The 26503-nt window shown below is 54.5% G+C and carries 19 protein-coding genes and 1 pseudogene; 6 read left to right on the top strand and 14 right to left on the bottom strand.

Translation table 11 applies throughout. The features are described from left to right. Nucleotides 1-367: 367 nt before the first annotated feature. Genes EL645_RS25685 through EL645_RS25675 form a run of 3 tightly spaced genes read right to left on the bottom strand, consistent with a single transcriptional unit; the run spans nt 368 to nt 4943 of the window. Entirely contained in the window at nt 368-1837 is a 1470-nt protein-coding gene (locus EL645_RS25685; RefSeq protein WP_246035474.1) for a dihydrolipoyl dehydrogenase family protein, read from the bottom strand. 22 nt (nt 1838-1859) lie between these two features. Then, nucleotides 1860-3842 carry a glycoside hydrolase family 15 protein gene (locus EL645_RS25680; protein WP_246035473.1) on the bottom strand — a complete coding sequence of 661 codons (1983 nt, stop codon included), beginning with the start codon at nt 3840-3842 and terminating at the stop codon, nt 1860-1862. A 24-nt stretch (nt 3843-3866) separates the two neighbouring features. Further along, nucleotides 3867-4943: a hypothetical protein gene (locus EL645_RS25675; RefSeq protein WP_126553518.1), complete on the bottom strand. Its 1077-nt coding sequence runs from the start codon at nt 4941-4943 to the stop codon at nt 3867-3869. 403 nt (nt 4944-5346) lie between these two features. Here EL645_RS25675 and EL645_RS25670 point away from each other — a divergent pair, with 403 nt between their 5' ends. Beyond that, a complete protein-coding gene (locus tag EL645_RS25670) occupies nt 5347-5880 on the top strand; it encodes a sigma-70 family RNA polymerase sigma factor (RefSeq protein ID WP_126553516.1) in 534 nt (177 codons plus the stop codon). Next, nucleotides 5877-6653: an anti-sigma factor family protein gene (locus EL645_RS25665; RefSeq protein ID WP_126553514.1), complete on the top strand. Its 777-nt coding sequence runs from the start codon at nt 5877-5879 to the stop codon at nt 6651-6653. The genes EL645_RS25670 and EL645_RS25665 overlap by 4 nt, the downstream gene beginning before the upstream one ends. A 167-nt stretch (nt 6654-6820) precedes the next feature. On the opposite strand, the gene EL645_RS25660 is transcribed toward EL645_RS25665, so the two are convergent. Continuing rightward, the gene (locus tag EL645_RS25660; RefSeq protein ID WP_126553512.1) at nt 6821-7852 is read right to left on the bottom strand and encodes a phosphotransferase enzyme family protein; all 1032 of its coding nucleotides are present in this window, start codon (nt 7850-7852) and stop codon (nt 6821-6823) included. A 339-nt stretch (nt 7853-8191) separates the two neighbouring features. On the opposite strand from EL645_RS25660, the gene EL645_RS25655 reads away from it, so the two are divergent. Continuing rightward, nucleotides 8192-10369: an ATP-binding protein gene (locus EL645_RS25655; RefSeq protein WP_126553510.1), complete on the top strand. Its 2178-nt coding sequence runs from the start codon at nt 8192-8194 to the stop codon at nt 10367-10369. Then, a complete protein-coding gene (locus EL645_RS25650; RefSeq protein ID WP_126553508.1) occupies nt 10359-12515 on the top strand; it encodes an ATP-binding protein in 2157 nt (718 codons plus the stop codon). The genes EL645_RS25655 and EL645_RS25650 overlap by 11 nt, the downstream gene beginning before the upstream one ends. A gap of 25 nt (nt 12516-12540) precedes the next feature. Here the strand turns inward: EL645_RS25650 and EL645_RS25645 are convergent, their stop codons facing one another. The 5 genes from EL645_RS25645 to EL645_RS25625 form a co-directional block, all read right to left on the bottom strand. Continuing rightward, nucleotides 12541-13194 carry a flavin reductase family protein gene (locus tag EL645_RS25645; protein WP_126553506.1) on the bottom strand — a complete coding sequence of 218 codons (654 nt, stop codon included), beginning with the start codon at nt 13192-13194 and terminating at the stop codon, nt 12541-12543. Between the two features lie 351 nt (nt 13195-13545). Beyond that, nucleotides 13546-14502, bottom strand: coding sequence for a troponin (locus EL645_RS25640; protein WP_126553504.1), 957 nt, complete (start codon nt 14500-14502; stop codon nt 13546-13548). Between the two features lie 239 nt (nt 14503-14741). After that, nucleotides 14742-15449 (bottom strand): S1 family peptidase, encoded by a 708-nt coding sequence (locus EL645_RS25635; RefSeq protein ID WP_161977689.1) that lies wholly within the window; start codon nt 15447-15449, stop codon nt 14742-14744. 497 nt (nt 15450-15946) lie between these two features. After that, nucleotides 15947-16204: a hypothetical protein gene (locus tag EL645_RS25630; RefSeq protein ID WP_126553500.1), complete on the bottom strand. Its 258-nt coding sequence runs from the start codon at nt 16202-16204 to the stop codon at nt 15947-15949. Between the two features lie 153 nt (nt 16205-16357). Next, on the bottom strand, nt 16358-17122 hold the full coding sequence (locus EL645_RS25625; RefSeq protein WP_126553498.1) for an MBL fold metallo-hydrolase: 765 nt from the start codon (nt 17120-17122) through the stop codon (nt 16358-16360). Between the two features lie 288 nt (nt 17123-17410). Here EL645_RS25625 and EL645_RS25620 point away from each other — a divergent pair, with 288 nt between their 5' ends. After that, nucleotides 17411-18424 (top strand): hypothetical protein, encoded by a 1014-nt coding sequence (locus EL645_RS25620; RefSeq protein WP_126553496.1) that lies wholly within the window; start codon nt 17411-17413, stop codon nt 18422-18424. Nucleotides 18425-18475: 51 nt separating this feature from the next. Here EL645_RS25620 and EL645_RS45740 read toward each other — a convergent pair. From EL645_RS45740 to EL645_RS25595, 5 genes and pseudogenes are all read right to left on the bottom strand, one after another. Next, nucleotides 18476-20709 (bottom strand): annotated as a pseudogene (locus EL645_RS45740) (ATP-binding cassette domain-containing protein). A 409-nt stretch (nt 20710-21118) separates the two neighbouring features. Further along, entirely contained in the window at nt 21119-21667 is a 549-nt protein-coding gene (locus tag EL645_RS40070; RefSeq protein WP_126553494.1) for a 3-isopropylmalate dehydratase small subunit, read from the bottom strand. A 403-nt stretch (nt 21668-22070) separates the two neighbouring features. Next, nucleotides 22071-24014, bottom strand: coding sequence for a S9 family peptidase (locus EL645_RS25605; protein ID WP_161977688.1), 1944 nt, complete (start codon nt 24012-24014; stop codon nt 22071-22073). A 10-nt stretch (nt 24015-24024) separates the two neighbouring features. Continuing rightward, nucleotides 24025-24516, bottom strand: a complete 492-nt coding sequence (locus EL645_RS25600; protein ID WP_126553489.1) for a DUF3592 domain-containing protein — start codon at nt 24514-24516, stop codon at nt 24025-24027. A gap of 118 nt (nt 24517-24634) precedes the next feature. Next, nucleotides 24635-25099 (bottom strand): SRPBCC family protein, encoded by a 465-nt coding sequence (locus EL645_RS25595; protein WP_126553487.1) that lies wholly within the window; start codon nt 25097-25099, stop codon nt 24635-24637. A 339-nt stretch (nt 25100-25438) separates the two neighbouring features. Between EL645_RS25595 and EL645_RS25590 the strand changes: the two genes are divergently transcribed. Beyond that, nucleotides 25439-26263 carry an NUDIX hydrolase gene (locus EL645_RS25590; RefSeq protein ID WP_126553485.1) on the top strand — a complete coding sequence of 275 codons (825 nt, stop codon included), beginning with the start codon at nt 25439-25441 and terminating at the stop codon, nt 26261-26263. Nucleotides 26264-26503: the final 240 nt, after the last annotated feature.

Genomic DNA, 26503 nt, shown 5'->3' with positions numbered 1-26503 from the left:
ACCCGTCCCATCCCATAAACGAAGGCCTCCGCAACACGAAACGGTTCCCCTGTAGGCGGCATAGGCATGCGGCTTATCAACCAACTTGCCATGTACAACCCGCAGCATGCCGGCCTCGTGCACAATACACCTCACGCAGCAACCAGATAATCAACTGAGCGCAACAAGAAACACGATCTGTACGTGCGGGGCTTGCCCCCGCTTAATCCGTTCCTGCCTGAAAACAAACAATAATAACTTTATGCGCTCAAATAAATAGCTGCAAAACATCCTTATCATTGCTTTTTCGAGCGTGAAGATTAAAAGCGGGGGCAAGCCCCACACGTACAAATCGTGTTCCTTTGGGCTTTTTCCTCTCTCCATTGCCTCAGCTGTTGCCCAGCAGGCGGATGCGCGCGAGCTGGTTTATGAGCTTCCGATTGCGCACCGTCTGGGGGCCGTGGAGATAGGCTTCAAAGGCCACTTGTTGCAGTCCTGTCCCCAGGGTAGGATAGGGATGGATGGTATTCATGATATCGTTGATGGTCAGGTGGTGCTGCATCGCCAGGGCGATCTCGCCCAGTAGTTCGCCCGCGCCTGAACCAACCATATGGGCACCCACAATCTCTTCTTTTTTTCCGGCCAGGACAAGCTTGATAAAGCCCTTTGTCTCGCCCGCCGTTTGCGCGCGATCGATTGCAGCCCACGGCAACTTGCTGACATGCACATGCTTATATTGGTGCAGCGCCTCGCTGACTGTGAGTCCCACGCTAGCAACCTCAGGATCGCTAAAAGTGCACCGGGGCACGACGCGGTAATCCACTTTCTGCTTGAAGATTGGTACCAGCGCGTTGCGCACCGCTACCCCGGCTTGATATGAGGCTACATGCGTGAACTGGTAGCCGCCAATCACATCACCCAGGGCGAAGATATGCGCCGCCGATGTTTGCAGGTATTCATTGACTATAATGCCTTTCTTGCTATAGCGCACTCCGGCCGCCTCCAGGTTCAACCCTGCACGGTCTGACCCCGACTGCGCGCCATCGATATTGGGCTCACGGCCAAGGGCGAGCAGCAATTCATCCGCTTCAATGCGTAACATCAACTCCCCACGCCGGGCCACAACCATCTTCTTGCCACTCGCGCTACGATACGTTTTCACTACGCGCGTATTCGTGACGATCTCAATGCCCTCAGATTTAAGGATGCCTGTAATCCTTTCAGACACTTCAGGGTCTTCGCGCGGTAGCAGCCGGTCTGGCCCCTGAACAATCACTACATTTGTGCCCAGGCGCCCAAACGCCTGAGCCAGTTCGACACCGACGGGGCCACCGCCGGCGACAATCAGCGAAGCAGGGAGGGCCGTCAGATCAAAGACATCTTCATTGGTCACATAGCCCGTTTCCCGCAATCCCTCAATCGCTGGTATCGCCGGATGTGAGCCGGTAGCGATCAACACGTTGTCGCTACCAATCTCCTCATCGTTCAGGCGCAACCTCATCGGTGAGATGAACGAGACATCCCCATAGCGTACCGTTACGCCCTCTGTATACGCCTTCTCCTCAGCAGCCACGCGCGCAATCACATCCTGGATGTACGCGCTCACCCCGGCCATATCGACGCCCTCATAGCGCGAGCTCAGTCCCAGTCGTGCATCAACCTGCCTCGCCCACGCCATGCGCGCCACGTGAATCAGGCTCTTGCTCGGCACACAGCCATAATGCAAGCAATCACCGCCCAGCCGTTTTTTATCGATCACTAACACCTTACTACCCAGAGCCTGCGCCAGGTGGGCGGCCGTAAGCCCGGCCGATCCACCACCAATAATCGTCAAATCATACTGTACTCTTACCATCATCGTTCGCTTTCTTTATGCGCAATCAGGCACAATTCTCGACGCTATCCAGCGCAGCAACATTCCTGGAACACTGCTTGCCTGCATTACAGAGATTACTGGCACTATTGATCAAAGCCATGTGCGTCAATGCCTGGGGATAATTCCCTGGCACCATGCTGCCCTGAGCATCAACCTGCTCAGAGAAGAGGCCCAGGTTACCGGCACAACTGAGCAAGCGCTCAAAAATGGCGTGCGCCTCTTCAACGCGACATTGCAGAGCCAGGTTGTCGATCAACCAGCACGTGCAGATGGAGCAGCTTCCCTCGGCGCCCGGCAGACCATCCACCGGGCGATAGCGATAGACAAAACCATCCTCATTGGTTAACAGCTCCATGGTGCGCTCAACCGTTGAGAGCATGCGCGGATCATCGGGCGCTAAAAAGCCAACCAGCGGCAGCAGTAGATTCGCCGCGTCAAGCACCTGATCACCATAGGATTGGGTAAAAGCTCCGAGGGATGGATCATACCCGCGCTCCAGGATCTCAGCCCGCAGCTGCTCGCGTACCTGCGTCCACCTGGGAAGATCAGCCTCCAGGCCAGTCTGTACCGCGGCTCGGATGCCACGATCCAAGGCGACCCAGCACATAACCTTGGAATAGACAAAGTGACGTGGCTCGGTCCGCATCTCCCAGATGCCACTATCAGGCTCCTGCCAGTGGTCACACACATAGTCCACCAGCGCTCTTATGCGTATCCACAACGAACTATCCAGGATGATGTTGGATTGCTGCTGGCACTGGTACAGGTGCAGGCCGCCAATGATATCCAGTTGTTGCTGCCTGCCCGCCCCATTACCGATGCGCAGGGGGCTAGAACCGGCACAACCGCTCAGGAGGATCTGTTCCTGCTCGGTCAGGACACGTTCGTCATGGATACCATACATAACCTGCAGATCCTCACTATCCACATATGGGATATGGCCGAGCCAGTCCATAAATGCCGCAGCCTCACTGGTAACGCCCAGGGTATTAAAGGCGTAAAGCGTAAAGCTCACGTCACGCAGCCAGGTGAAGCGGTAATCCCAATGGCGCACACATCCCAGTTCTTCGGGTAAGGATGTCGTCGGAGCAGCCATTAGCGCGCCGGTGGGAGCATATGTCAGTAACTTCAACACCAGCGCGCTGCGCTCCACCCAGTGCGCATATGGTCCATGCCGGGTACAGATGGCGCAACCAGCGATCCAATCGCGCCAGCACTGGAGCGTATGGATCAACTCCGCGTTAAAATCACGTTGCAATAATTCATCCCCAAACAGCTCATGGGCGGTGTAGATGCTATCCTCCACACCCAGCAAAAAGGTCAGGCTTTCTCCTTTGTGCAATACAAATTGCGCCTGGATGGTCGGATGCCACGCATCTGGGTCCTGTACGATCTCCATGGTGAATGACGGCACCAGGTGCACATCGGCGGCGAGCAGCGCCACATGTTGCAGGCCACCAGAGATGAACGCCCCCATATTATCAGGGCAAAGCACGACCTCGGCTGGCACACTTGCATAGTGCGGAGTTACCTTGAGACGCATAGTAACTGCCATACTGCCGTGCGTACATTCGATCATCCGTACCAGGCAGCTACGAGGGCTGTGCCTGTTTGTCAGGTTGGCGGCAACCTCCTCATAGGACCTGGCCTGCAAGGTCTCCACGGGCAGAAAATCGGTCAGTTCTATGGCCCCTTTCTCACTCACAAAACGTGTTTGCAACACGTTGCTCCTGTGTAGATAGCGCTGCGATCCCTGCAGCGAGCCATCCGTTGGCGCGATCTGGAAGTATCCCCCATGTTCCGCATCCAACAGGCGACAAAAGATGGACGGGCTATCGAAGTCAGGCAGACAGGCCCAGTCTGCCGACCCATCCGGCGCTATCAGCACTACTGAATGACAATCGCCGATGACACCATACGCATTGATTGGTGAATGTGCCTGATGAAATTCGTTCCCCCGCACCATGTTGTACCTTCTTTCTTCCAACTAGCGAGCCTCTTTATTCCTATCTCACGCGCTTACTTTTTGACCGACAGCTCGTCCAACGACCAGGATCAGAAATCCGCCAAGCAGAATCAGTGCCGCCGCCGGAGCGGCCGCGCCGATATGGATGAGCGGTGCCTGGCCCGTGAAGATGGAGCGCACGGCATAGATGAAGGGGACCAGTATCACGACATAGAGCAGTTTGTTCAGCACTCGATACCAGAGCTCACCACTCCTATGCCCAAAAGCCAGCTTGAAGGCTCCCCGCACACCCAGCAACAGGAGTACCGTGATCATCCACAGCGTGAAACCGGTCGCATTTCCTTTTATTCCTACCTGGTAGCCGTTCGCACCTAATGTCAGGTTGGCATAGCTTCCGTACAACATGATGAATAGCCCGATAACCAGCAGGGCATCTACCAGCAGTTGGTACGGGAGCCTGCCTGGACCCTGGATGCCCTCAAAGCGTTTTTTCAGGCCTTCGCGACCAACCAGGATAAACATGCCAGGGATGGTAATGCCCAGAAAGCTGATCCAACTCCATTGCGGAGCCTTGAGCTCGGCCCCCGCTAATTGTGACAGGCCGATTCCCAGCACGACGGTACCTGTGAGCAACTGCACTCCATCACGAACCACGTCGGGAAACGCGACCAGCCCGCGCGGACGCGCAGCCTTGACGGAACCGGCTAAGGCCAGCTCGCCACAGCCAAAGACCAGGGCCACCAGCACGGTAATGAACTGAGCCAGGGCAATTGTCGGGGTCGCATAGCCCTGGTGAAATGCTGGGATAGCCACACCCAGGTAGAGGAAAGCCGCCGCCAGGGCGATCTCACCGGCCAGCAAGACCATCCCCGGTGACTGGCGCTCTTTGTTCATCAGCTCGTTCCACATCATCCAGCTGGCGGCAAGCATTGACACACTCAAAAAGACTTCAATTCCTTTGATCAGCACATTACTGGACGTTAAGAAGAGTAGTGCCAGCATCGTAATCCCGATCAGGGTATGTATGGCCGCACTGACAAAACTATAGCCCCTTATCAGCCTTCGCGTTGAGGAAGCCATCGGGGTATACTCCGCCGCGTCAACCGCAAATGTCTCATCCATTGGATCTCTCCTTCTTCAAGCAAACTAACAGTATCCAACTTGCTGTCTGAAAGCTTCACGATGGGAACTAAATGGTCTCACCTGTATGCCAGGCTCTAGCACAGCTCCCGCTTTCTTTTTCCCACACATCTCCAGACTGCCTTTTGCCAGATTTATTCCCGCAATCTATTTCACATCGAGAAAGTGCTGGTAAAGCCCTGCATTATAAATAGAAAACAAAATCAATATATTGTATGATGGTAGGTAAAAGGACTCTGGAAGCGGAGTAATCTAACTATGGTTCATTTAAAATGGGAGAGGCCAGCGCTGGTAGGAATAAAATAAAGTCAAAGCTAGTCTCTCCTACAGGAATAAAAACAGGGAGAAATCAGTCTCTTTTAGAGAAAGGAAAAAAGGCGCGTAAGTGCAACAGCATGACCAACGCTTACGTTTTGAGCAGCTTATCTTACCGCACCTGGATGCAGCATACAATCTGGCGCGCTGGCTCACCCATAATGACCAGGATGCGCAGGATATGGTGCAGGAAGCATGCTTACGGGCCTTCAGGTTTTTTCAAGGCTTTCGTGGCGGCGATAGTCGCGTCTGGTTGCTGACAATTGTACGCAATACCTGTTACACCTGGCTCCAACAGCGGCGCTTAGATGAGCAGACAACACCGTTTGATGAAGAACTGCACGATATAGAGAGTGAAACCTTTAATCCGGAAGTGCTGTATCTGCGTCGCATCGACCAGCAGAGACTCCGAGAAGCGCTTGTGGCCTTGCCCATCGAGTTCCGCGAAGTCATGGTCTTACGCGAATTAGAAGAGCTGTCGTACCGGGATATCAGCACGATCGTGCATATTCCCTTAGGAACTGTGATGTCGCGCCTGGCACGGGCCCGCAAACAGATGCAACGCTATCTGGCGAAACAAACAAATGAAGAAGGAATACGATGAATTGTACAGAGGCGCAGCGACTTTTGCATGCATATATAGATAATGAATTAGATGTCGCTCATACACTGGAGGTCGAGCGTCATCTAGAAACATGTGCAGTATGCCTGGAAAATTACCAGGAGTATCAGGCGCTACGCGACGCGATGAGGGATGACGCCCTCTACTTTACGGCGCCGGCGAAATTACAGAAAAGCGTGCAAGCAGCACTACGAGAGAGGAGCCGCACACCATTGCTGGCTCGCGCCACCTCCTGGCGTGGCCCTGGCGTTGCTGCGGCGGCCTGTCTGATTGCAGTGGCTCTGGCTGTACTCCTGACTGGTTTGTGGCGTACTACCTCTACGGTCCCGCCAGGCGGCGCGGGCGCCGGCATACAGCAACAAGTGTTTAACAATCACATGCGCTCATTGATGGCCGATCACCTGGTAGACATACGCTCCTCTAACCCTGATGTCATCAAACCATGGTTCAAGGGCAAGCTCGACTACTCCCCTTATATCTATAATCTCGCCCCCGCTGGCTACTCTCTGGTTGGAGGTCGCCTCGACTACCTGGATAATAGAGCGGTGGCCGCGATCGTCTATAAGTATCAAGGGCATATTGTGAACTTCTTCCTCTGGCCCAGCCAACAAAACAGCGCGCCTATAACCATAAGCAGCGCCCAGGGCTATCACCTGGCGAACTGGGAAGAAGAGAAGATGAACTGCTGGGCCATTTCAGACTTGAAGCAAAGCGAGCTGCAAAGATTTGCTACCTTGCAGCGAGATTGGTCTTAAGCGAAAGCAGGGCGGCATGTTGTGTACGTGCGCTGACGCGCCCGATCTAAATTTCAGAGGTTGTTGCCGTAAATGTGCATGTGCACATTTACGGCAACAACCTCTGAAATTTATTTAAGCACTGAAGGGGCAAGAAAGTAAGGAGACCCTGGGACGTCATCCAGATATTAGCTGTGGTGGAGGTTGGCCGGCAGATGAGTGGCGGCGGCAAAGGCTGCCTCAATCTCGCCGCCCGGCGCCAAAACATCATGGAATAGCTGAGCAGAAGCGGCCCTTGTCTCTTCTTCCAGATCATCCCGGTAAAATACATCCTGGAAGCACACAATTAAATCTTGCACAACTCGTTCACATTTGTAATAGGTAAGTGCCACCCAATCAATCTCGGTCGCTCCATATCCCTGAAAAAAAGGGGCTACCTTTTGGGCGACTGAACCAGTTGTATTTCCCTCCCCGACAAAGAGGAAATCGCGTTCTTTGGGGGCCAGCATCACCTCATCCCAATCGATGACAAACACGCGCTCACCTTGATTGCGAATCAGATTGCCTGGATGCAGGTCGGCGTGACAAATGACATGTGGTCCTGCTTGTCTTTGGAGCACCGGTGCCAGTTCTTCCATCAAGGTCGCTACTGCGTGGATTGTAGGCTGGTAGTCCATCCAGTCAGAGCGGAGGGCGCGCTCACTGCTGCTGCCACCTTGTAAGCCTGTGTGCTGTTTTTCAAAGGCAGCAATGCAAGCAGAGTATCCGGTTGGGTCAAATGTCTCTGTTCGCAGCGCGGGGAAACCTTCAGCAGGCAGCCTGGTCTGATGAATCTGCCTGAAGGTCATACCTACCACCCTCCACTGCTGCTCACTCATCGCAGCCTGGAAGCTGGCAACCCCATCGATAAAAGGATACAGCATCACCGTCCATTTCCCGAGCCGCGTCCATAGCGTATTCTCAGTTGTTGGCAGGGGAGCCACTACTGATGTAATACCTTGCTTGGCGAGATAACGGGGAACGGTACAGCCCGGTTCATAGCATAAGCCAGCTTTTAGTTTGAGGAGATATGAAGCTCCCTGTTCGTCCACCACACGATACACCCCGGCCTGCATATCGAGTCCCAGTGGAAGAAATTTGAGTTCAGCGACCGTAATAGCATAGTATTCCTGCAAGCAGGTCCGCAGTTGTTCATCCAGAATAGCAGGTTTTTCGCGCATAACTCTTTTTCCTCATCTTGTTTTATGATGTGGTATATAAAATGTGTTGCGTATTTTATATACCACATCATAAAACAAATGCGGACACGGGCGTGCCCGAGCTTTTTTTCTTGAGCGCTAAAGGCGCGCAAACTCAGGCGTGAAGATCGCGGTGATCATGAGGATCAGACACGTGCTCATATTTTTAGTATATATCCCTGGTTCCTTTGCATACAAATATAACTGCTAAAAAATTGAATAATTTTCGCTTTACTGTATTAACTCAACTATGTTATAGTTAGTACATTACTATAGTTTTGTTTTGACTATGTAAAAATACTGCTTTAGGGTACAATTAATATGCCTGAAGAACTCGAAATCCTCCCTGTTGATATTCATCTACCCGGCTTGCTCAAGGTGCTGGGCGAGCACTTATATTCTGATCCACGCGTGGCGATCCGTGAACTCATCCAGAATGCGCATGATTCCTGTGTGCGCCGCCGCCAGGAAGATGCGGACGTGGCTGAGGAGTATGCACCGGAGATCACTGTGTCCATTGATAGCGCGAATCAACAGCTCTCTATCGAAGATAATGGATCTGGTCTGACCCACGATGAAATTACTGTCTTTCTGGCGACGGTGGGTCGCGGTTATACCCGTGAGTTGCGCGAGCGCCTGGGCAATGCGCAACGGGAAGAGGCATTGGATCTGATTGGAATGTTTGGCCTGGGCCTGCTGTCAGCTTTTATGATTGCGTCGCGCATTGAGATTACCACCAGCAGCTATCAGTCTCCCGGCGAGGCCTGGCGCTGGATCTCGGATGGCGGACAGAGTTATGCGTTGCGCAAGGCGAGCCGCGAGTCGATCGGTACGACGGTGCGACTGGATCTACGCGAGGATGCGAAGTTCTTGCTGGATGCCAGTATTTTGCGTTCGGTGCTCAAGACCTATGCGGCCTTCCTGCCGATCCCTATTTATGTGGGTGAGGATGCGATTCCGATCAATAATTCGCCGGCACCATGGCTGCTGGATAGCGAAGCGAGTGGAGCACGCTTCGGTCAAACGGCGCGTTACCTGTCCTGGATTGAGGAGCGCACTGAGCTGCGGCCCCTCTCTGTGTTGCCACTCTCAGATGTGCAGGCAGAGGATGGGACGGTGATACCATTGCGGGGGGTGCTCTTTGTGCCGCCGCGCTCGATTGTCTCGATTCAGGAGTATGGCGATATCACGGTCTATGTGCGCCATATGTTGATTACTGAACGGGAACGCGATCTGCTGCCAGCCTGGGCGCGCTTTGTGAGCGGCATTGTAGATTGTCCGGCGCTCAATCCAACGGCGAGCCGTGAGACGCTGCGCCATGATGAGCTGTTCGCGGCGGTGCAGACCGCCCTGGAGAAGGCGCTGCTGGCTCATTTCGAGGATCTGGCAGACCATGCGCCCCTGGATTGGCAGGCTATCGTACAGGCGCACAATGATCTGATCAAGGGCTGGTCGGTCCGGGCGCCTGAGCTATTTACGCGCGTGGCCGACCTGGTAAGCTTTAAGACCAGTCGGGGCGAGTTGACTTTGCCCGCTTATTTACGTGAGAATCCCGGCCGCATCTTCTATTATGATAATGAAGATGGGGTGACACAGGCCCTGGCACTCTTTGAGGCGCGCCGCCTGGCTGTGATCGATGCGCGCTGGTTTGCCGATACGGCTTTCCTTAAGGCCTATGGCCAGGTCTATGGGGTTCCAGTTGAAGAGTTGACGCCCTCGGCCAGCTATTTATTTTCTCCGGTCGAGGACCCGGAACAGCGCTGGCAGGCCCTGATCGAGGCCTGTCGCGCCGAGGGCTTCCCCGTGCGCTTGCTGGCCTATGAGCCTGAACACCTGCCGATGATCCTGCTCTATCCCGCTGGCGCGCAGAAAGTGCGGCGCGCCCAGCATAATATGGATGAAGGACGCTTTGTAGGGCCAATCCGCTCGCTGGTGCGCGGTTTTCTGGAGCGTCAGCAAACCGATGAGGCAGTCATGAAGGGCGTGCTGCACCTGAATGTGCGCAACCCCTTGCTGCGGCGCATTCGCGATATGGGCCCTGAGCATCCCAATTTTACGGCGCTGCTCAGTATCCTGGTAGCCAATGCGCGCATGTTCGCGGGCCAGAATCTATCGGCCCAGGATGCGATTGCCTGTTTTGAGCAGATCAATACTTCGCTCTCCAGTATCGCTGGCCTGACGCAGCAAATACCTGCCGGACACCATACCCTGACGGCTGCGATGCTGACCACGATCGGCTTACATCCTGAGGCCGCCGGTCGCCTGAGCGCTGAATACGAGACGGTTGAGGCGTTGCTGGCCGCCAATACACAACAGGTAGCCGAGCGTCTACATATCTCCCCCCTCTTACTGGCCACGGTCTGTGAAGAATTGAAACGCCAGCCAGACGAGGAACCAGCAGCGGATGCCAGATCCGCTAGCACACTACTATCGTTGACTGATGCCAGACACATGCGGAATATACGGGCAAGTGAGGAGAACACCAACGATGCTGAATAAGACTGATCCTACCAATATATGGGCCTGGACGGAGAAGGATGAGAAGCGCCTGGAGAAAAAAGGGGGGCGCTGGCAGGCTATCCTGGAGGGCTACTACGAGTTCTGGCGCAATTATCATGATGATTATATCGCGGCCGAGCTGGCGATCAGCCAGGCATTGGAGGCGGCCCGCGAGACGAAGGAGATGAAATGGGAGCTGCACTTGCGCCACTGGCGCCTGCAACTCTGGTTGAGCCAGAACCAGGTCAAGCGGGCCCTGCCTGAGGCGGTGGACCTGCTGTCGCTGGCGACCGATCCACGAGTGCGCGATGTGCCGCAGCGCATCTGTGCCTATCATGATATCGTCGAGTGCTATGTCGCGATGGACCCGGCAGGCTACTATCAGGAGATTGTGGATAACTCGCAGGATGTGCTGGCGCAGCTGCCGCAACGCCATCCCTGCGCGACCTGTGCTCGCTCCAACCTGGCCCGGGCCGCGGCGGCTCTGGGCCGCGTTGAAGAAACGGAATACTGGCTCAACCAGACCAAAGCCTCGCTCTCCGAGAAACGCCACGCCAGCCTGGTAGAGGGCTTCGCGGATAAATATGCCTTGATCGGCAAATTGGATGAGGCGGAGATGCATTACCTGGAGGCACGCAACCTGGCTGGCAGCAATAAGCAGGGTGACTATTACCTGGATGCCACGCTAGGGCTGGTGCTAGTCTATATCGAGAAAAAGAATTATCCCAAGGCCTCGGAAGCACTGAATGAGGCGCGCCAGTTGCTGAAGTCCTATGGCGGGACCTATCTGGTGGCTCGTTTGCTTGAGATCGAGGGGCGCTTTATCGCGGCGGCGGCTGAGGAGAAAGAGGAGGCGCTGGACTTCTTGACGCGCGCGGCCCGTTTCTACCTGGATCTGGGCCGCTATCGCGATGCCGCCGATACGGCGCTCCATGCGGCCGAGGTGGCCCGCGCGGCTCAGCTGATCCTGCCAGATGAGACGCTGGAGATCGCAGCCCGAGCCGTGGGGCAACTCCCCCAGACATCCCAGGATCTCTATCAGCGCCTGGCTGCTTTCGAGCGTGAGCCGCTACAGCCCACGACCCGCGCGGAACAGGCTCAGGAAGCGCTGACGGCGGAGGAGATTGATCGCCAGGAGCTGGCGGCGATGGAGGAACTGCTGCGTGCCCATATTGAGCGCCAGCACTTTAGCGATACCTGCGTGACCCTTTTCCGCATTGGCCGCTGGTATGGCAACCACAATCAGATGCGCGCCGGCATCGACTATTTAATCCTGAGTGCCGCGCTTGAGCGCCTGATGAAACTTTCACAGGAGGAGCGCCAGGATGCGCTGGGCATCCTGGAACGCCTGCGTAAGAATCTGCCCGATGGTGCGGTGGAAACGGCCCTGGCCGCCAATGAGAGTGGCCCGCCTTCCTGGCTCTTGCCGCTACTAAAAGAGACACCCGTGGAGCGCTGGCAGTGGATCATTCGCTGCTTGCGGGCAGAGATCTCTGGGCAGCCTGTGGTTGAGCCTGAGCCGGAAAACCGGGCCTCACAGGATAATTTCTATTCATGGCTCAACCATAATGCCAGCATGACCGCGTTGATCCTGCGCTTCACTGAACAGGTCGAGCCAGCCGAGCGCGAGCAGTGGGCGCGCTCGATGGATGAGAATGCGGATGAGCTGGAGCAACATTTTCAGGCGGTGAAGAAAGAGCATCCTGAGATGCCGGAGCAGGCGTTTGAACCCGTCACCCTTGTGCGTGGTTTTGCCGCCCTGACCCGTGGTGCCAGCGTCGAAGAGGCGGAGGCCGTGGTGGCACCTGCCTATGCATCCGTGATCAGCCAGACCGCCGAGATGGCCCAGACCCCGATCTGGTTCCACCCGGAGGCCTCGCCGATCGATTTCCTGGTCGAGCAGATGGCCCAGAAGGCGGTGCGCGCCCTGCGCCACCACGATGAGGGTCGCAGACAGCGCCTCTCTAACCTGGCCCTGCGCTATAGATTGATGACCATCGACCTGCGCAACAACACGAGCCGCTCATGCCCATCGCCGACTTCCTCGACGCCTTGCGGGCCCTGGTGCTCAACGATGGCCAGGAACTGCCCACACTCGACAAGCCGCTGGAAGCCCCCTTCGACGCTGTCCTGGCCGCCGTCTTAGCCAGCGGCCAGGCGCCCGAGCCCAACTAAATTTTCAAGACGCTCGCGGCCTCAAGCGCCGCACTGACACCATAGAAGGCAGGCTCCAGTCTGGAAGGCTGGAGCTTGCCGCTGAGGCCAAAGAAGTCACAGAAATTCATGATCAGGGGATTCCATTTCTCTGGATCGATGTAGTTAGCGGTGCCGGGCACAAGTAGCCGCTCATCGATATGTACGCGCACGATACGCATCTCAATGGCTTTGATGCTGCCATTTTGCTCATCAAAGCCATGTACCTGTTCGACCCGCGCCTCCAACTGCAACGGACACTCGGCCACCAGCGGAGCATTGACCAGCTCGGCGGCCAGCGGCGTGAGTCCAGCCACCCCAAATTTATCTGCCTCATAACGATAACCGATACGCTGCTTGCTCTCTGGCACTGGATCGCGACCCGTGGTCAGCGCCAGCCGATCAACAGCGGCCACCATGTCCGCGGAGGGCAGATTGAGTACCCCCTGGCGCTCCCGCAACAGATTCTCAACCGTCTTTGACTTGCCACTCATACCCAGCATACACGACTGGTTCAGCCACCAGGCTGAAGACATCGGGGCCAGATTATGCGAGCCATCTTCATTGCACGTACTTATCAACACCACCGGAGTCCCAAAGTAAAGGATACGTGGTTCAATCACTTTATGCATCAGCCTGCTCCATTCATGCAACTCATTCACGACCACGCCTACTTATCTCCAAATTCATCAAGGCAGACGCGTCGTTTCTCAACACAGCAAGCATAACGCACCACGAGCTGAACAAATATCCGATTCTTGCCGTTCAAACTCCCAGCAACAGCCTCTAAATGTACGTGCGGGGCTTGTCCCCGCTTTTAACCTCCCCACCCGAAAAATCAAAAATGAAGACACGCTGTACGTGCGGGGCTTGCCCCCACTTTTAACCTCCCCACCCGAAAAATCAAAAATGAAGACACGCTGTACGTGCGGGGCTTGCCCCCACTTTTAACCTCCCCACCCGAAAAATTAATAAAAGCGATCCTAATTGGCTGCTTGCGCTTTTTCGCGCCGGTTCGTTATTATGCCACTACATATGACGACGGCGATAAGGACGATAAGTGGCACGATATTGAACATATCCGCCGTCCCTTTGGACAAGATTTGTTGGGTGACAAGCAGATAGTGGGTGATATAACAGGCGACAAAGAACACACCCGCTATGGTATAAACCACCGATATATGCTGAGGCCAGTGCCAGGACCGCTGTTCGAGGCGCGCTTTATCCTGGCTCATCATAATAGCCGACAGGCTCCAGCATAGCCAGGAACAGCTAAAATCGATCGCGAAAACGTCATAGGGCATAGATTTCGTAAAGGTATTCACAATCATAATAATCATGCCCCCCAGGAACAATAGTAGAGCCATTGAGGCCAGGGCGACCTGCAACCAGTTGCGTGGCGTACTCTTCTCTGGTTGCGGAAGGGGCTTCCCTTCAGCCAGCAAACGTTCCTGCTCCGCTTTTTTCTGCTCCTGCTCCCGCTTCATTGTTTCAGCCGCATCTTTGCCGGCCCTGTTCGTAATCTGGATATCATGATAGATGGCCGGTGCGATACTGATAACAATAATAGCGAGACAGATACATATCACGATAAGACCAACAGTATCCGAAATTGCCTGTGGATAAATTGTACTGTACAGCAGCAAAACAGCCGCAACGATAAATGCGATCCCCCCATAGAGGGCCATGTACTTATAAAATACCGGTTTGCGCCCCTCCTTGCGGGCCAACCGCAATTCAGCGAAACCACCATACAACAAGACAAAACCAAGTACACAAAGACCCACAACACTAATTGCCTCAACTGCATAATCAGGTAACTTGAGAGGGATATTGAAAAAGTCCATAATAAAAAACAGGAAGATACAGAGATAGCCAATAGTAATAACTGTCCGCACAGGCTTAGGAAGCTGCTTTATCGTTTCCCAAAAATAAGTCATTGCGTGACCTCCATGCCATATAAACCATTATTTTTACAATATACATACTATACCCATCTATTAGTACGCGCTATAATTAACTATCGCTTCACATTGTCTATACGCATTTCACACATAATGCATGCCCTTCTCTCTCTCACCCAACGACAAGTGGTTCAATCATATTGAGTATCGTCTCTGTACTCATTTGTTCAGAATTCCAGAGCAGAATGATATGCGCTTTCTGCTCTGGGCACTGTTTAATCGATTGATATACGCATAGTGTGTATCCAGTCCAGGAAGAGCGAGACACGGGAATAATGTTCGATGCAGCCATAGGTGCCAAGCTGACGGCCACCCAGAAATTGCCAGGAACTTACACCGGCCAGGTACAGCTGCCCATCCCGCTGAATAAAGGCCGGGCCACCACTATCACCCCGACCACACACGCCTTCCAGCGTCGTCCCAAGTGGCGGGGCCTCAAAACCCAACTTCAACCAGTAATCGTCCACAACATCCACCTGATTGGTCACTCGGCGCAAATGGCGATCCGAGCCCAGCGCCCCCCGCTTGCCATTGCCAGATTCGCCCGAGCCCAGCATGATCACTTCTTGACCCAGTTCATCGGTGCGTCCATAAAGCTGGAATGGCTCGATATCCTCAACCGGCGTCGCCAATTCCACCAGCGCCAGGTCAACCGCATCCGCCGCCGTCTCAGTCTCCGCAACCCATTCACGACGAAAATCGGGATGTACAATGACCCGGCCCAACGGATAACGCTTCCCGCCCAACTCCACGCTCAAAGCCCGGTCCGTCGGAATAATATTAGCCACATGGGCCGCCGTCAGCAGCCACCTGGGAGCAATCAGAGAGGCCACCCCATGGCCACGAAAGAAACTGGTAATACCCGGCCACTGCCCTACATCAACCAGACTCTCCCGATCCAAACGATCATGCCTGATAATCATCCTAAAAGGCTCCTTCCCAACATAAATCATTAAGATACTTGTATATCCCCATTCTAAGCGCACAACCCATTACAATCAACCTATCACACTACAAAGCCCCATCTTCCATCACGACGACCCGGCCTCCACAGCGGAGGCCGGGTCGTCGTGATGGAAAACGTTACGTGTTGTGGGAACCGGATCACCATGACGGGAAACGTTACGTGTTGCGGGGACCGGGTCGTCATGATGGAGGATGAGGCATGTTGCAATCCGAAAGAATGATCACAGAGGTTCTGAAGGCTTCATTGCCATGAAAGCAACAATAATAACGATCTGTACGTGCGGGGCTTGTCCCCGCTTCAGCCGTTACTGCACGAAAAATCAACAATAACAGCGCTATGCGAACATTTAATTCAATGCATAACACTGTTATTACTGCTTTCGGTACATTGATTTGTTCATAAATGAAAAGGGCGTAAGGCTCAATACTTTTCATTTATGGCTCAAGATTTCCCCTAGTCTTTCTCTGGAGGAGCGTAAAGGAATTTCGCTTTGTAGAAGCGCCAACGGCGTTCATCCATAGCAAGTGCTCCTTTGAGTTGTTCGAGATCAGCAACGCTCAGCGTCTCCTCTGCTTCATAGCACAAGCGCCCGATGTCTTTTTCCGTCAACATGTATTTTTCTCTCATGGCTAATTGCAGCCAGGGATTCTGCTCAACTTCTTCTAAATGATGCAAATTCTTCTGGATCGCTGTCTTCAACTCTTCAAGCATTTTCATATCTCCTCCTGCATGCCGACTCTCTTCGGCTCGCATCATCTGGACCTCAGAAATGTGTCTGTGGATGAAAAAAGCCTGCTACTTTTAAAATAGAACCATAACAGAAAAAAATGACAGCGAGGAGATGCATAAACAGGCGCGGTCTCGCTAGAAGGTCAGTACATCCCCATCAGATGGAATGAGCACGCGGGAGAGCAGGCCTTCGCTTTCCAGTCGCTCGCGTAACAGGGGGCGCGTCAACACACAATGATTGACGACCTCCATATGAACGGCAACTACTTGAGCGGCAGGTAGCTCGCGCGCGACTGCGCATACATCATCAGCATCCATTGTGATTGGATCGCCGACCAGATAGGTGGCGGCCCCGGCATTGACGATCACCACCTCAGGCGAGAAGGTCTGGAGCGCCTGCTGCACGCCATCGTACCAGATGGTGTCGCCCGCAATATACACGCTCGGCTCTCCCTCTGCTTGCACAACGAAACCGGAGACGGGACCCATCTTTTTGCCAAGCTCACCCGTTCCATGCTGGCCAGCAGTGCGAGCAATGTGTAGCCCATTCCATTCACGCCGTTGGACAATCGGCAGCACTTCAGTGAAGCCCGCCTGCTTCATGACAGCCTCGTCCTCGGGCTGGCAGAGGATGGGCAATGTTTTCGGCAGTAGCTCGATCGCCCGGGCGTCCCAGTGGTCACGGTGCGTATGCGTCACCAGCACCCCATCCACTTGTCCGATCAACTCGTGCAACTCACTCTCGGAGAGGGGTAGCTCAACCATGGGGATACGCTGCTGACTCGCCGCATTGGGCACAGGGTCCATGGCTCCGGCTTTGCTCAGCATGGGATCAACTAGAATATGTTTCCCATTCAGGGTCAGCAGCAATGTTGCATGGCGCAGAAAATGAATACGCATACTATAATTCCTTTCTCACATTATATATATGATCCTGCATAAATAAAATATTTTACCAATGGCTCAAGCAATACCCTCTTGCTCCACTGCGATTTCTAACACAGGAAAAACCAACAGCCATTATACTCTTGCCTCACAGAAAAACAGCAGCCTGAGTATCAAACAACCCTATCATATCACCTGGACAGCACAGAACCAACTAAACATTTATCCATCTTATAACATATATTCCATTTAACGCCGCTTTCTGTTACAATCCCTCAAAAAGGCGAGCAATAAATACGCGTAATGGCAGCCTACAAAGCGCTGCGCGTGGTGCTGTCCTGCTATCCCCTCCATGAACCATACTATTATAGTGATGAGCCATACATCAATTGGTGCATGGTCGATTCCTTCCTGGACGATGAATACCTGCGCAGCCAGGGTACTCCCCATGAGCAACGGGGCCGCGCCCAGGCGATAATCCAATATGTACTGTTCCGGTATGGCATCACGCGTTATAAGCTGATCGATGTCACCACAGCAAACAGTAGCCTGCCTGGAATCTATCTGGATGAGGTTAAATACTCTTCTGGTATCCTGGTGACACCTGAAGAGGCCCTACATATCTCGCTCAATTGGTCTGCTGAGCAGGGCTATTATTTCTATTCTACTGAGAAGCCAGATGCACCGGGCTATCCGGCAACACGGCAGCAGGATGGAGATGAAGTCTGGCAGTGGATCGGACGTCTCCAGGAGCAGATGCGGGCAGATCCAGAGGTGGGTGTACAGCCGCCGCTGGCGCTAAAGGTGCGCGAGCCCGGACAACCAACAACGCGTGAGCGCGAGATTATCACTGCCTGGCTGACCGAGCGCGAATGCCAGCATTTTAGTATCTATGCCGTTGAGAGTGGCAACCATGATCTGCCAGGCAGCCTCTATCCAGGGGAAGTGCAGGATATCAGCGGCCTGCTGGTCCTGCCGGGTCAGGTGCAACGCTTTGCTCTACACTGGCATCCAGAGTGGCAGTGCTATACGCTGGGAGATGCCAGCGGCCAACTATCCGAACAGCCCTTAGAGGACCTGACGGCTGAGCAGCAGGCGCATATTGAGCAGTTGAGACAGGCACTCTACGAGCAGATTACGGCTCCCCATACATCCGAGGAAGAGAAAAAGGATGCCTGGCTCATGGCAACATATCATCCTTCTATGTATGCCCTCACCGACCATCCATGCAAGCGTATCAAGGAGCAGATAGCGCGCGAGGAGAGGGAACGGCGACCCCGAAGCACCAGGCCGCGCGTCCCTCGCAAGCTGTCTTAACCTTATTGTTGTTTGGACACCGCGTGAAGGAAAGGTGTCAGAGACCAGCATCTAGCGCAAATACTGGCTCGTCAGCGAATGCCTGGCGCCGAGGAGTTCTCGTGGTGTCCCTTCGAAGATGACCATGCCGCCCTTATTGCCGCCTTCTGGCCCCATATCAATGATCCAGTCTGCATTGCGAATCACGTCGAGATGGTGCTCAATCACAATTACTGTGTTCCCACCATCGACCAGCCGGTTCATGATGGTGAGCAAGCGACCAATATCCGACAGGTGCAGGCCCGTCGTTGGCTCATCCATGACATAGATACTGCCCCGCTTGTGGAGTTCGCTGGCTAACTTCATGCGCTGGCATTCGCCGCCAGAGAGTGTGCTCAAGGGCTGGCCCAGCGTCAGGTAATCCAGGCCCACATCGCTCAGCGCCTGGAGCTTTGGCCGCACTTCTTTGAGCGTAAAAAACGCGAGTGCCTGGTGGATGGTCATACTCAGGACCTCGGCAATTGATTTGCCGTTGAAGCTATAGGCCAGCACCTCCTCCTTAAAGCGCTTGCCGCCACACACTTCACAAGGAAGCTTGACGCCCTCAAGGAAGCCCAGGTCAGTGTAGGTCACGCCCAGACCCTGACAGTTGGAGCAGGCCCCCTTTGAGTTAAAGCTAAACAGACCGGCATCGACGTGGTTCACCGCCGCAAAAGCTTTCCGTACGTCATCCATGATGCCGGTATAGGTGGCGGGATTGGAACGGCTAGACGTACTCATAGCTGACTGGTCAATCACCACCGCGCCCTGGTGCTGGCGCAGGAAAGCCTCATTGATCAACGAGCTCTTGCCCGAGCCAGCCACACCCGTGATTACCGTCAAGACACCGGCGGGAATATTCACGCTGACATCCTTCAGGTTATTGACCGTCGCATGCACAATCGGTAAGCTACCCCTCGCCTGCCGAAATTCATCCTTAAGTGGCCTGGTAGACTGCAAATGGGTGCCGGTGAGGGTGTCAGCGTTGAGCAAGCCGGCAAAGCTTCCCTCGTACACGACCCGGCCGCCTTCACTCCCTGCATACGGCCCCATATCCACCACGTAGTCCGCGACTTTTATGACATCGGGATCATGCTCCACCACAATCACCGTATTGCCTTTATCACGCAATTTTTCGAGCAGCTCGTTTAAGCGGTGGACATCGCGCGGGTGTAATCCGATACTCGGTTCGTCGAAGATATACATCACATCCACAAGGCTCCCGTTGAGGTGCTTGACCATCTTCACACGCTGTGACTCACCCCCGGACAGCGTGTCGGTGGCACGATCCAGACTCAGATACTCCAGACCGATATCCACCAGGTGTTGCAGCCGTTCGCTCAACGTGCGAACGATTGGTGCCGCCGCCGGGTCTGTGATCCCCTTGACGACCTCTAACAGCTCATCGACCTCCATCGCTGCAAGGTCAGCAATGTTGAATCCATTGATCTTGCAGGCCAGCGCCGCCTGGTTGAGCCGGGCCCCTTTGCAAAGCGGACAGGGACCGAGCTTCAAAAAGGGCTCGACCTTTTGCCGCGTGCGCTCCGACAGCGTTTGGATATCCCGGTTGATAAACTTCCGGTTAAATTTGGCAACCAGGCCCTCGTACACATTTCCCGGACTGCCGATATCGCGTTGGTATTTGCGCGCCTCGCTATTGAGCAGCAGCTCCCATTCCTCTGGCGTGTACGCGGCCAGTTTCTTGTCATTATCAAATAAGCCGGAACGCATATAGAGATCGCGCTCCCAGCCAGCCATGCCGGGGCGATCACAGCTCCCTCATTCAAAGACTTCGTTGTGTCGAGGAGCACCTCAAGGTCCACGCCAATCTTGCGGCCAAGCCCATTACACTCCAGGCACATGCCCTGGGGATCATTGAAGGAAAACGCATTTGCATAGCCCACGTACGGTTTCCCCAGCCGGGAAAAGAGCAGGCGCAGGACAGGGGCGATATCGGTGACGGTGCCCACCGTCGACTGCGACCCACCACCCAGGCGTTTCTGGTCCACAAGCACCGCCATGCTCAGGTTCTCAATCGCGTCGGCGTCTGATTGAGGATAGCGTGGCAGGAAGTTGCGAATGAACATACTAAAATTCTCGAACAACAAGCGTTGTGCTTCGTTCGCAATGGTATCAAACACAATTGAGGACTTCCCCGAACCAGATACGCCGGTAAAAATGGTGATTTTGCGCTTGGGCAACCTCAGCGAGACATTCTTGAGGTTGTTCTCGCGGGCACCACGAATCTCGATATATTCTTGAACCATGCTGATGTGTATTCCCTCCGGATTTTTTAAGCAGGCTTTCCCTGACTTCCACTGTCAGAGCGCCTTTGTTCGCGCCTCCGCTCTTAGCTCTACAAATGAGCAGTATAGCACAGAATGATTAGCAAAACTTCTTCTCTCTTGCTTGTGGCAGGGCTTTTTCATGTTCCTCTTTGGCGCCTGCGGCGCCGGGTTGGGAGGTTGGGTGTGTTTGGTAGGTGGCTGCGGCCACCCACCAAACACACCCAACACAGGAAAGAATGGACATCTTCTCGCTTGCTCGTGATCTCCCTGCGATCGCTGGACAAACATGAAAAAGCCCTGTGCTTGTTGCGAAGCTCGTTGCGCGACCCGTGGCAAGAAAAAAGCGCCCCTCGCGGGCGCGTGTGCTGTTCGTTCGTTTTTGCTCTGGTTATATTGTATTCTGCGCCGGGTTCTGCGCCGATACCTGGATTGCGGGTGGGGGCTCGATGGCTTTGGTGGCGCCAAGCGCAATGGCGATGGCGACAGCGGCAAACCAGACTTCCTGGCCGGTCAGGACCATGTCGATAACGGCCTGGAGGGGCATGAAGAGTCCGAAGATGCCCAGAACTCCCATGGCAATCCCGAAGGCCAGGGCCAGGTAGCCAAAGATGCGGGGCAGCAGGCGTGTGTCCAGGATGATAGCGCCCAGGCCCAGCATGATCAATGGAGCCGGTACCAGCACATAGGCGTGTTGGATCGCCTGGTTCAAAATCAAGCTCACAGAAAGAGCCGTTAAATTGCCGCTGATGACACTCTGAACCGAGCTGATATAGAGGCTGACTTCGACCAGGCTAATACATAAAACGACGACGCCACCCAGGGCAGTTAACCAACCCGCCAGACGATTGATCGCTCCAGACATAGAGACAAGCGCCAGGATAAAGATGACGTTCAGTAATGAGCCTATGGCCTGCAGCCACGAGCTGGCCAGGATCAAATTCTTGTGTTGCTGACCAAACGCTACTATCTGCGCCAGCGTTGAGCCGGCCGGGGAGCCGGGTTAATCGAAAACGACCCCACCAATGCCACCACACCAACAAAGCCGCACAGCGCTATCAGCAAGCGAAACAATCGTGTAGACATCTCATCACTCCTCTTTTTTGCTTTCTTTCTCTATTGCACTACGTCAAGCGGATAATTTCTGCGGTCGCGCTTGAACATCCATCAATTTCTATGTCCAAAGCATAACCGCAACAGAGGAGTTGCCCTAGTGCAATTCATCACCACCTCAGCATGACAAATGTCATAGCTGCCCGGGCGATAGAAGCGACATATATGCTAAGAAAAAGCGCTAAAAAGGGCACACATACGAGTATGTGCGCCCCTTATGAGGATTGGGGTCAGGCACGGAGCCAGCGGTCATACCAGCGGCGAACGCGGTAGAGCAGGTCGAGCTGGTGGGCTCGTTCGCTGATGCCGTGCGGCTCGCGCGGGTAGAGGGCCATTTCGGCCGGGACCTGGTAGTGGCGCAGGGCGCGGTGGAAGCCGATGGCCTGGCTGACAGGTACACGGGCATCGTTCTCACCGTGCAGGATCAAAACGGGGGTCTTGACCTGGCTGGCGAAGGTGATCGGGCTCAACTCGCGATGGCGCTGGGCGGCCAGGCCATCCCAGGGAGCGGTAGCGCCTAGTTCTTGCTCGAAGGCGGGCAGGTCGCTGGTCTGGACCATCAAGCCCCAGTCGGAGACGCCGGCTCCCATGATAGCGGCCTTAAAGCGGCTGGTCTGGGTAACGGCCCAGGCCGACATAAAGCCTCCCTGACTCCAACCGCCGATACCCAGACGCTCAGGATCAGCAATGCCGCGCTCGATGGCGGCATCTACGGCGGCCATGACATCGCCATAGTCGGCCCCACCGACATCACCCAGGGCGGCGGCCGCAAACTCTTCTCCGTGTCCGGACCCGCCACGAGGATTGGGCATGAGGACCGCATAGCCGGCCAGGGCCAGCCATTGAGCCCAGTTCCCCCAGGAGAGGTTGAAGCCAGCGCGCCAGCGACCATAGGGGCCACCATGCACCAGGACCACTGTAGGGAGCCGCTGGCCTTCGCTAGCCGTAGCGGGACGCAACAGGAGTCCATCCAATTTCCAACCATCGGGCGCTGTCCAATAAAAGGCTTCTTGCTCAACAAAAGGGATGCCGGCCAGCTCTTGATGGTGCGCTGAAAGCTGTCGCATATCACTCAGCGGCTCACCAGCATTCCCGGTTGCGACCCAGACCTCGGCTGGTTGGGTGCTGGTAGCGCGTGCCATGGCCAGCACGATGCGGCCATCCTCTAGCCGACGTACATCGGTCGAGCCAAAGGCAATTTCTTCCTGTTCGGTGGCAGGAAAGATCCTGCTCAGCTCGCCGCTCTGGCCATCCAGACGATACAACTGCTGAGAGAGTCCCTCGGCCACAGAGAGCGCTACCTGCTGCTGATAGTGCAACGGGAACAATTGCAAGGCACAGTTGGTCTCGCCACCGGCCAGGCGTCGGGGCTCGCCGCCCTCAGCCGCCACGCAATAGACGACCTGCGAGGATTGCGCTTTATGGCTGGCGGAGCTCATAAAAAAGAGAAGCTTGCCATCCTCAGACCAGGTGAGGTCGCCCACTGAGCCAGGCCAGCGGCAGACAACCTGGGCCTCACCACCAGCCAGGGGGATACGCTCAATGACCTGCTCGTGGGCCAGCGACTCCAGTTCCGGGGTCTGCCAGGTCACATAGGCCAGTTCAGTACCCTGTGGATGCCAGGCGAAATCAGCTACGTGTCGTTCCTGGCTGACCAGGGTGGTGACCTCGTTCGAGGCCAGCGAGAGCAGGCGCAGGCGCGCATATTTGAACCGCTCGCCATACACATTGACATCGTCGCGCTCTTTCTCGCGCCGCTCCTCATCTTCAGTTTGCTCATCCGCGCTGCTAAAAGCGATCAGGCCACCACCCGGCGACCAGGCGAACTGTTTTACAGCCTGCTTACTCTCCTTGTCGCCCAGCAGGCGAGCCTCACCACCATCAACCGGCAACGCGTAGAGCTGTGCCGTGCCTCGTTTAGCGCGATCCGAGAGGAAGGCCAGCTGCCGCCCATCCGGCGACCACCCTGGACTGCTATCTTTGGCCTCGCCCGACGTAAACTGTCGGGTAGGAGCAGAGCCATCGGTGGGCACAACCCACAACGAGCTGGCCCCATGCTCATCCTTCTTGCTCCCAGCCTGCAACACATAGGCGACGCGCGCCCCATCGGCAGAAAGTTGTAGCTCTCCAGGAGTAGTTAAATCGACGATCTGCTCGGCATTCAATTCAGACATGCAAAAATCCTTATCTACCATTGGCCGCTTGTACCAGCGTCAGTCGGAACAGCAAAGGTATCCCAATCAGGCAGGCTCCAATAAGCCAGAGGAGCGCACCCACCCCACCAAAGATCAGCGGAAACAACCATAAGGCAATAAAATCCGAGATACGCGCATCGGCTGGATGATTGGGATGATAGCTGACCTGGACATTATCCCCTTTATTATATGAGCTGGACGAGAAAGAGGAAGTAAAAGTAATTTCCTGACCTGATTGGGTGGTGAAAGTGACGGTAGGTTGGCAAGTGCTATTGGCCAAGGAGATAGCGGCAGGTCCACTATCCACGCTATAGGTACATGCTACAATACGTCCGGTCGTCGAAACGGCGCCCGCTAAAAATGCTTGATTGATGAACAAAAAAACAGCCGCTACAATAACAAAAATAAAGCCAATAAAAAAGAGGATCAGGCCCGCCAGCAACGGATTCTGCCTGCCACGATAACGCCTTCGATACATCATAATGCATCCTTTCAGTGCCCAGCCTGTAAACCAACACAAAGAGCTTCTTTTATAGTTCCCCTCTTTGAAAAGACGTTACAGGCTGAGCTTTTTAGCAGGCTACGACCCTCAATCAGTCTTAATCTAACCCTTTTCCCTCTGCGGGGTACCCTTTGCCTGTGGTAATGAGGTCGTGCAAGCTCTCGGGGATTAAAGAGTCCCAGCCGCCTGAACAATTACTGTAACACGCGAAGGTAGGAACCAGGCCAACATGCGTAAAGAGAAGTTCGGTTTTGTCGTCCTTCCGGGTAATCTCAAAGACGATAGTCGTGTCTGTCCACTCGTCTTTATCTTCCACGAAGGTAAGCTGGCTGTCCAGGACGCGCCAGACAACCTTTTTCTCTGGCACCAATTCAATGATCTTCTGCGTGCTGTAGTGTAAATCTTTGTAGCGGTATGTAAACTCCGCGCCAAGTGTATCGGTACTTCCATTTATTTCTCCTGCCCACCAGCCACGAACATTGTTCACAGCTGCAAAGACTTCTGCGGGAGATTGGTCTACGACAAAAGAAGTGGTGTAATGTTGCTGTTCAAGGGTATTCATCGTTGTTTCCTTTTTACCTGATTTCCTCAGAGCAATGTTACTCATAAGGTGAACATATTTTCTATAGGGAGTATACCCTTGCGTATAGAAGCAATCTATGTCTGATCATCCTGGGTTGTTGTCTGATCGTCTCAAAATAAGATTACGAAAAGTTTTGTGAGAAAATCAGTGCGTTTGAATATTTGCCATTGGGCCGACAATTACTGTTATCAATTGCCAGCTTTGATATGATAGTCCTGGTTGAGTCGATTCGCTGGCAGCAATCCAACACAATAACAGCCAGCGAGACAAGCACTCTATAACTGAATAGATCTGGCAGTATGATAAAGGATTTTCTCTATGATTGAAGGAAAGAGGCGTGGCCTCCTATTTCTCTTAGCTCCCGCGACCCCAACCATGCAGGAACTGCTCCCACGCTGGCTGAAGGCGCTACCGACCCTGGCTCCGGCCTCGCTTGATCCGACCACCACCGAGCAAGCCATGCTGGCCGGACAGGATATGCTGGCGCTCTGTAGCCCACGCGATGGGGCACGCTGGCGCAAGAATTATCCTGATAATGTGCGACTGCTCGCGCTGGTAGACGGCGAGGAGGAGGTAGCCATCGGTAATTATGTGGATTATGTTCTGGAGAGCGCTAATCTCTTCGTGCAAGTGCAGGGCATTATCCTGGCCGAACAGAGCCGCCGCCGTGTCCTCAATGCCCAGAGCACGGGCCGCCTACGCCATAGCTTTGATTATACGGCCACAGCCTATGTGCTGAGCGAAGACTATAAGAATGTCCTGATGATACTCAAGGCCGATGGTCGCTGGTTCCCGCCCGGTGGTCATATCGATGAGGGCGAGTACCCCCATGAGGCAGTGGCGCGCGAGGTCTTTGAGGAGACCGGCTATCGCGTACGCTTTATCCAGCAGCCAGATGGCGTAGGCACAAAGCTAGGCGAGGCCGAGCTGCTGCCTGTTCCCTACCAGGTCTTGCTAGAGGACATCGACACCCACTACCACCATGACTTCATCTACCTCTGTCATATCGAAGGTGAACGTCAGGATGGCGCGGAATTCGAGGGACAATGGGTCGAGCTAGCCGGAGTCATGGAACTGCCCGCCCCCGACGACATCCATTTCACCATCCAACAACTGGTCCGCCTGGCCGCCTCCCATAAATGATGCCTTAAATGTTCGTGCGGGGACATCTCCCCGCTTTATCCCTTCCAGCTCTTAAAGCAACTATATCAGCAAAATGTACGTGCGGGGCTTGCCCCCGCTTTTTAACCTTCCCAAGCAAAAACGCGCCAATAAAAGCGCTATGCTGATAGCTGATGCGATGCATATCATTGATATTGTTGCTTTTTCATGCGGATAAGAATAAAAGCGGGGGGCAAGCCCCGCACGTACAGATCTTTATTA

This window comes from Dictyobacter kobayashii, from assembly GCF_003967555.1.
In the GTDB taxonomy this organism is placed as follows: Bacteria; Chloroflexota; Ktedonobacteria; order Ktedonobacterales; family Ktedonobacteraceae; genus Dictyobacter; species Dictyobacter kobayashii.
This window is presented reverse-complemented; position numbering and strand designations above follow the sequence as displayed.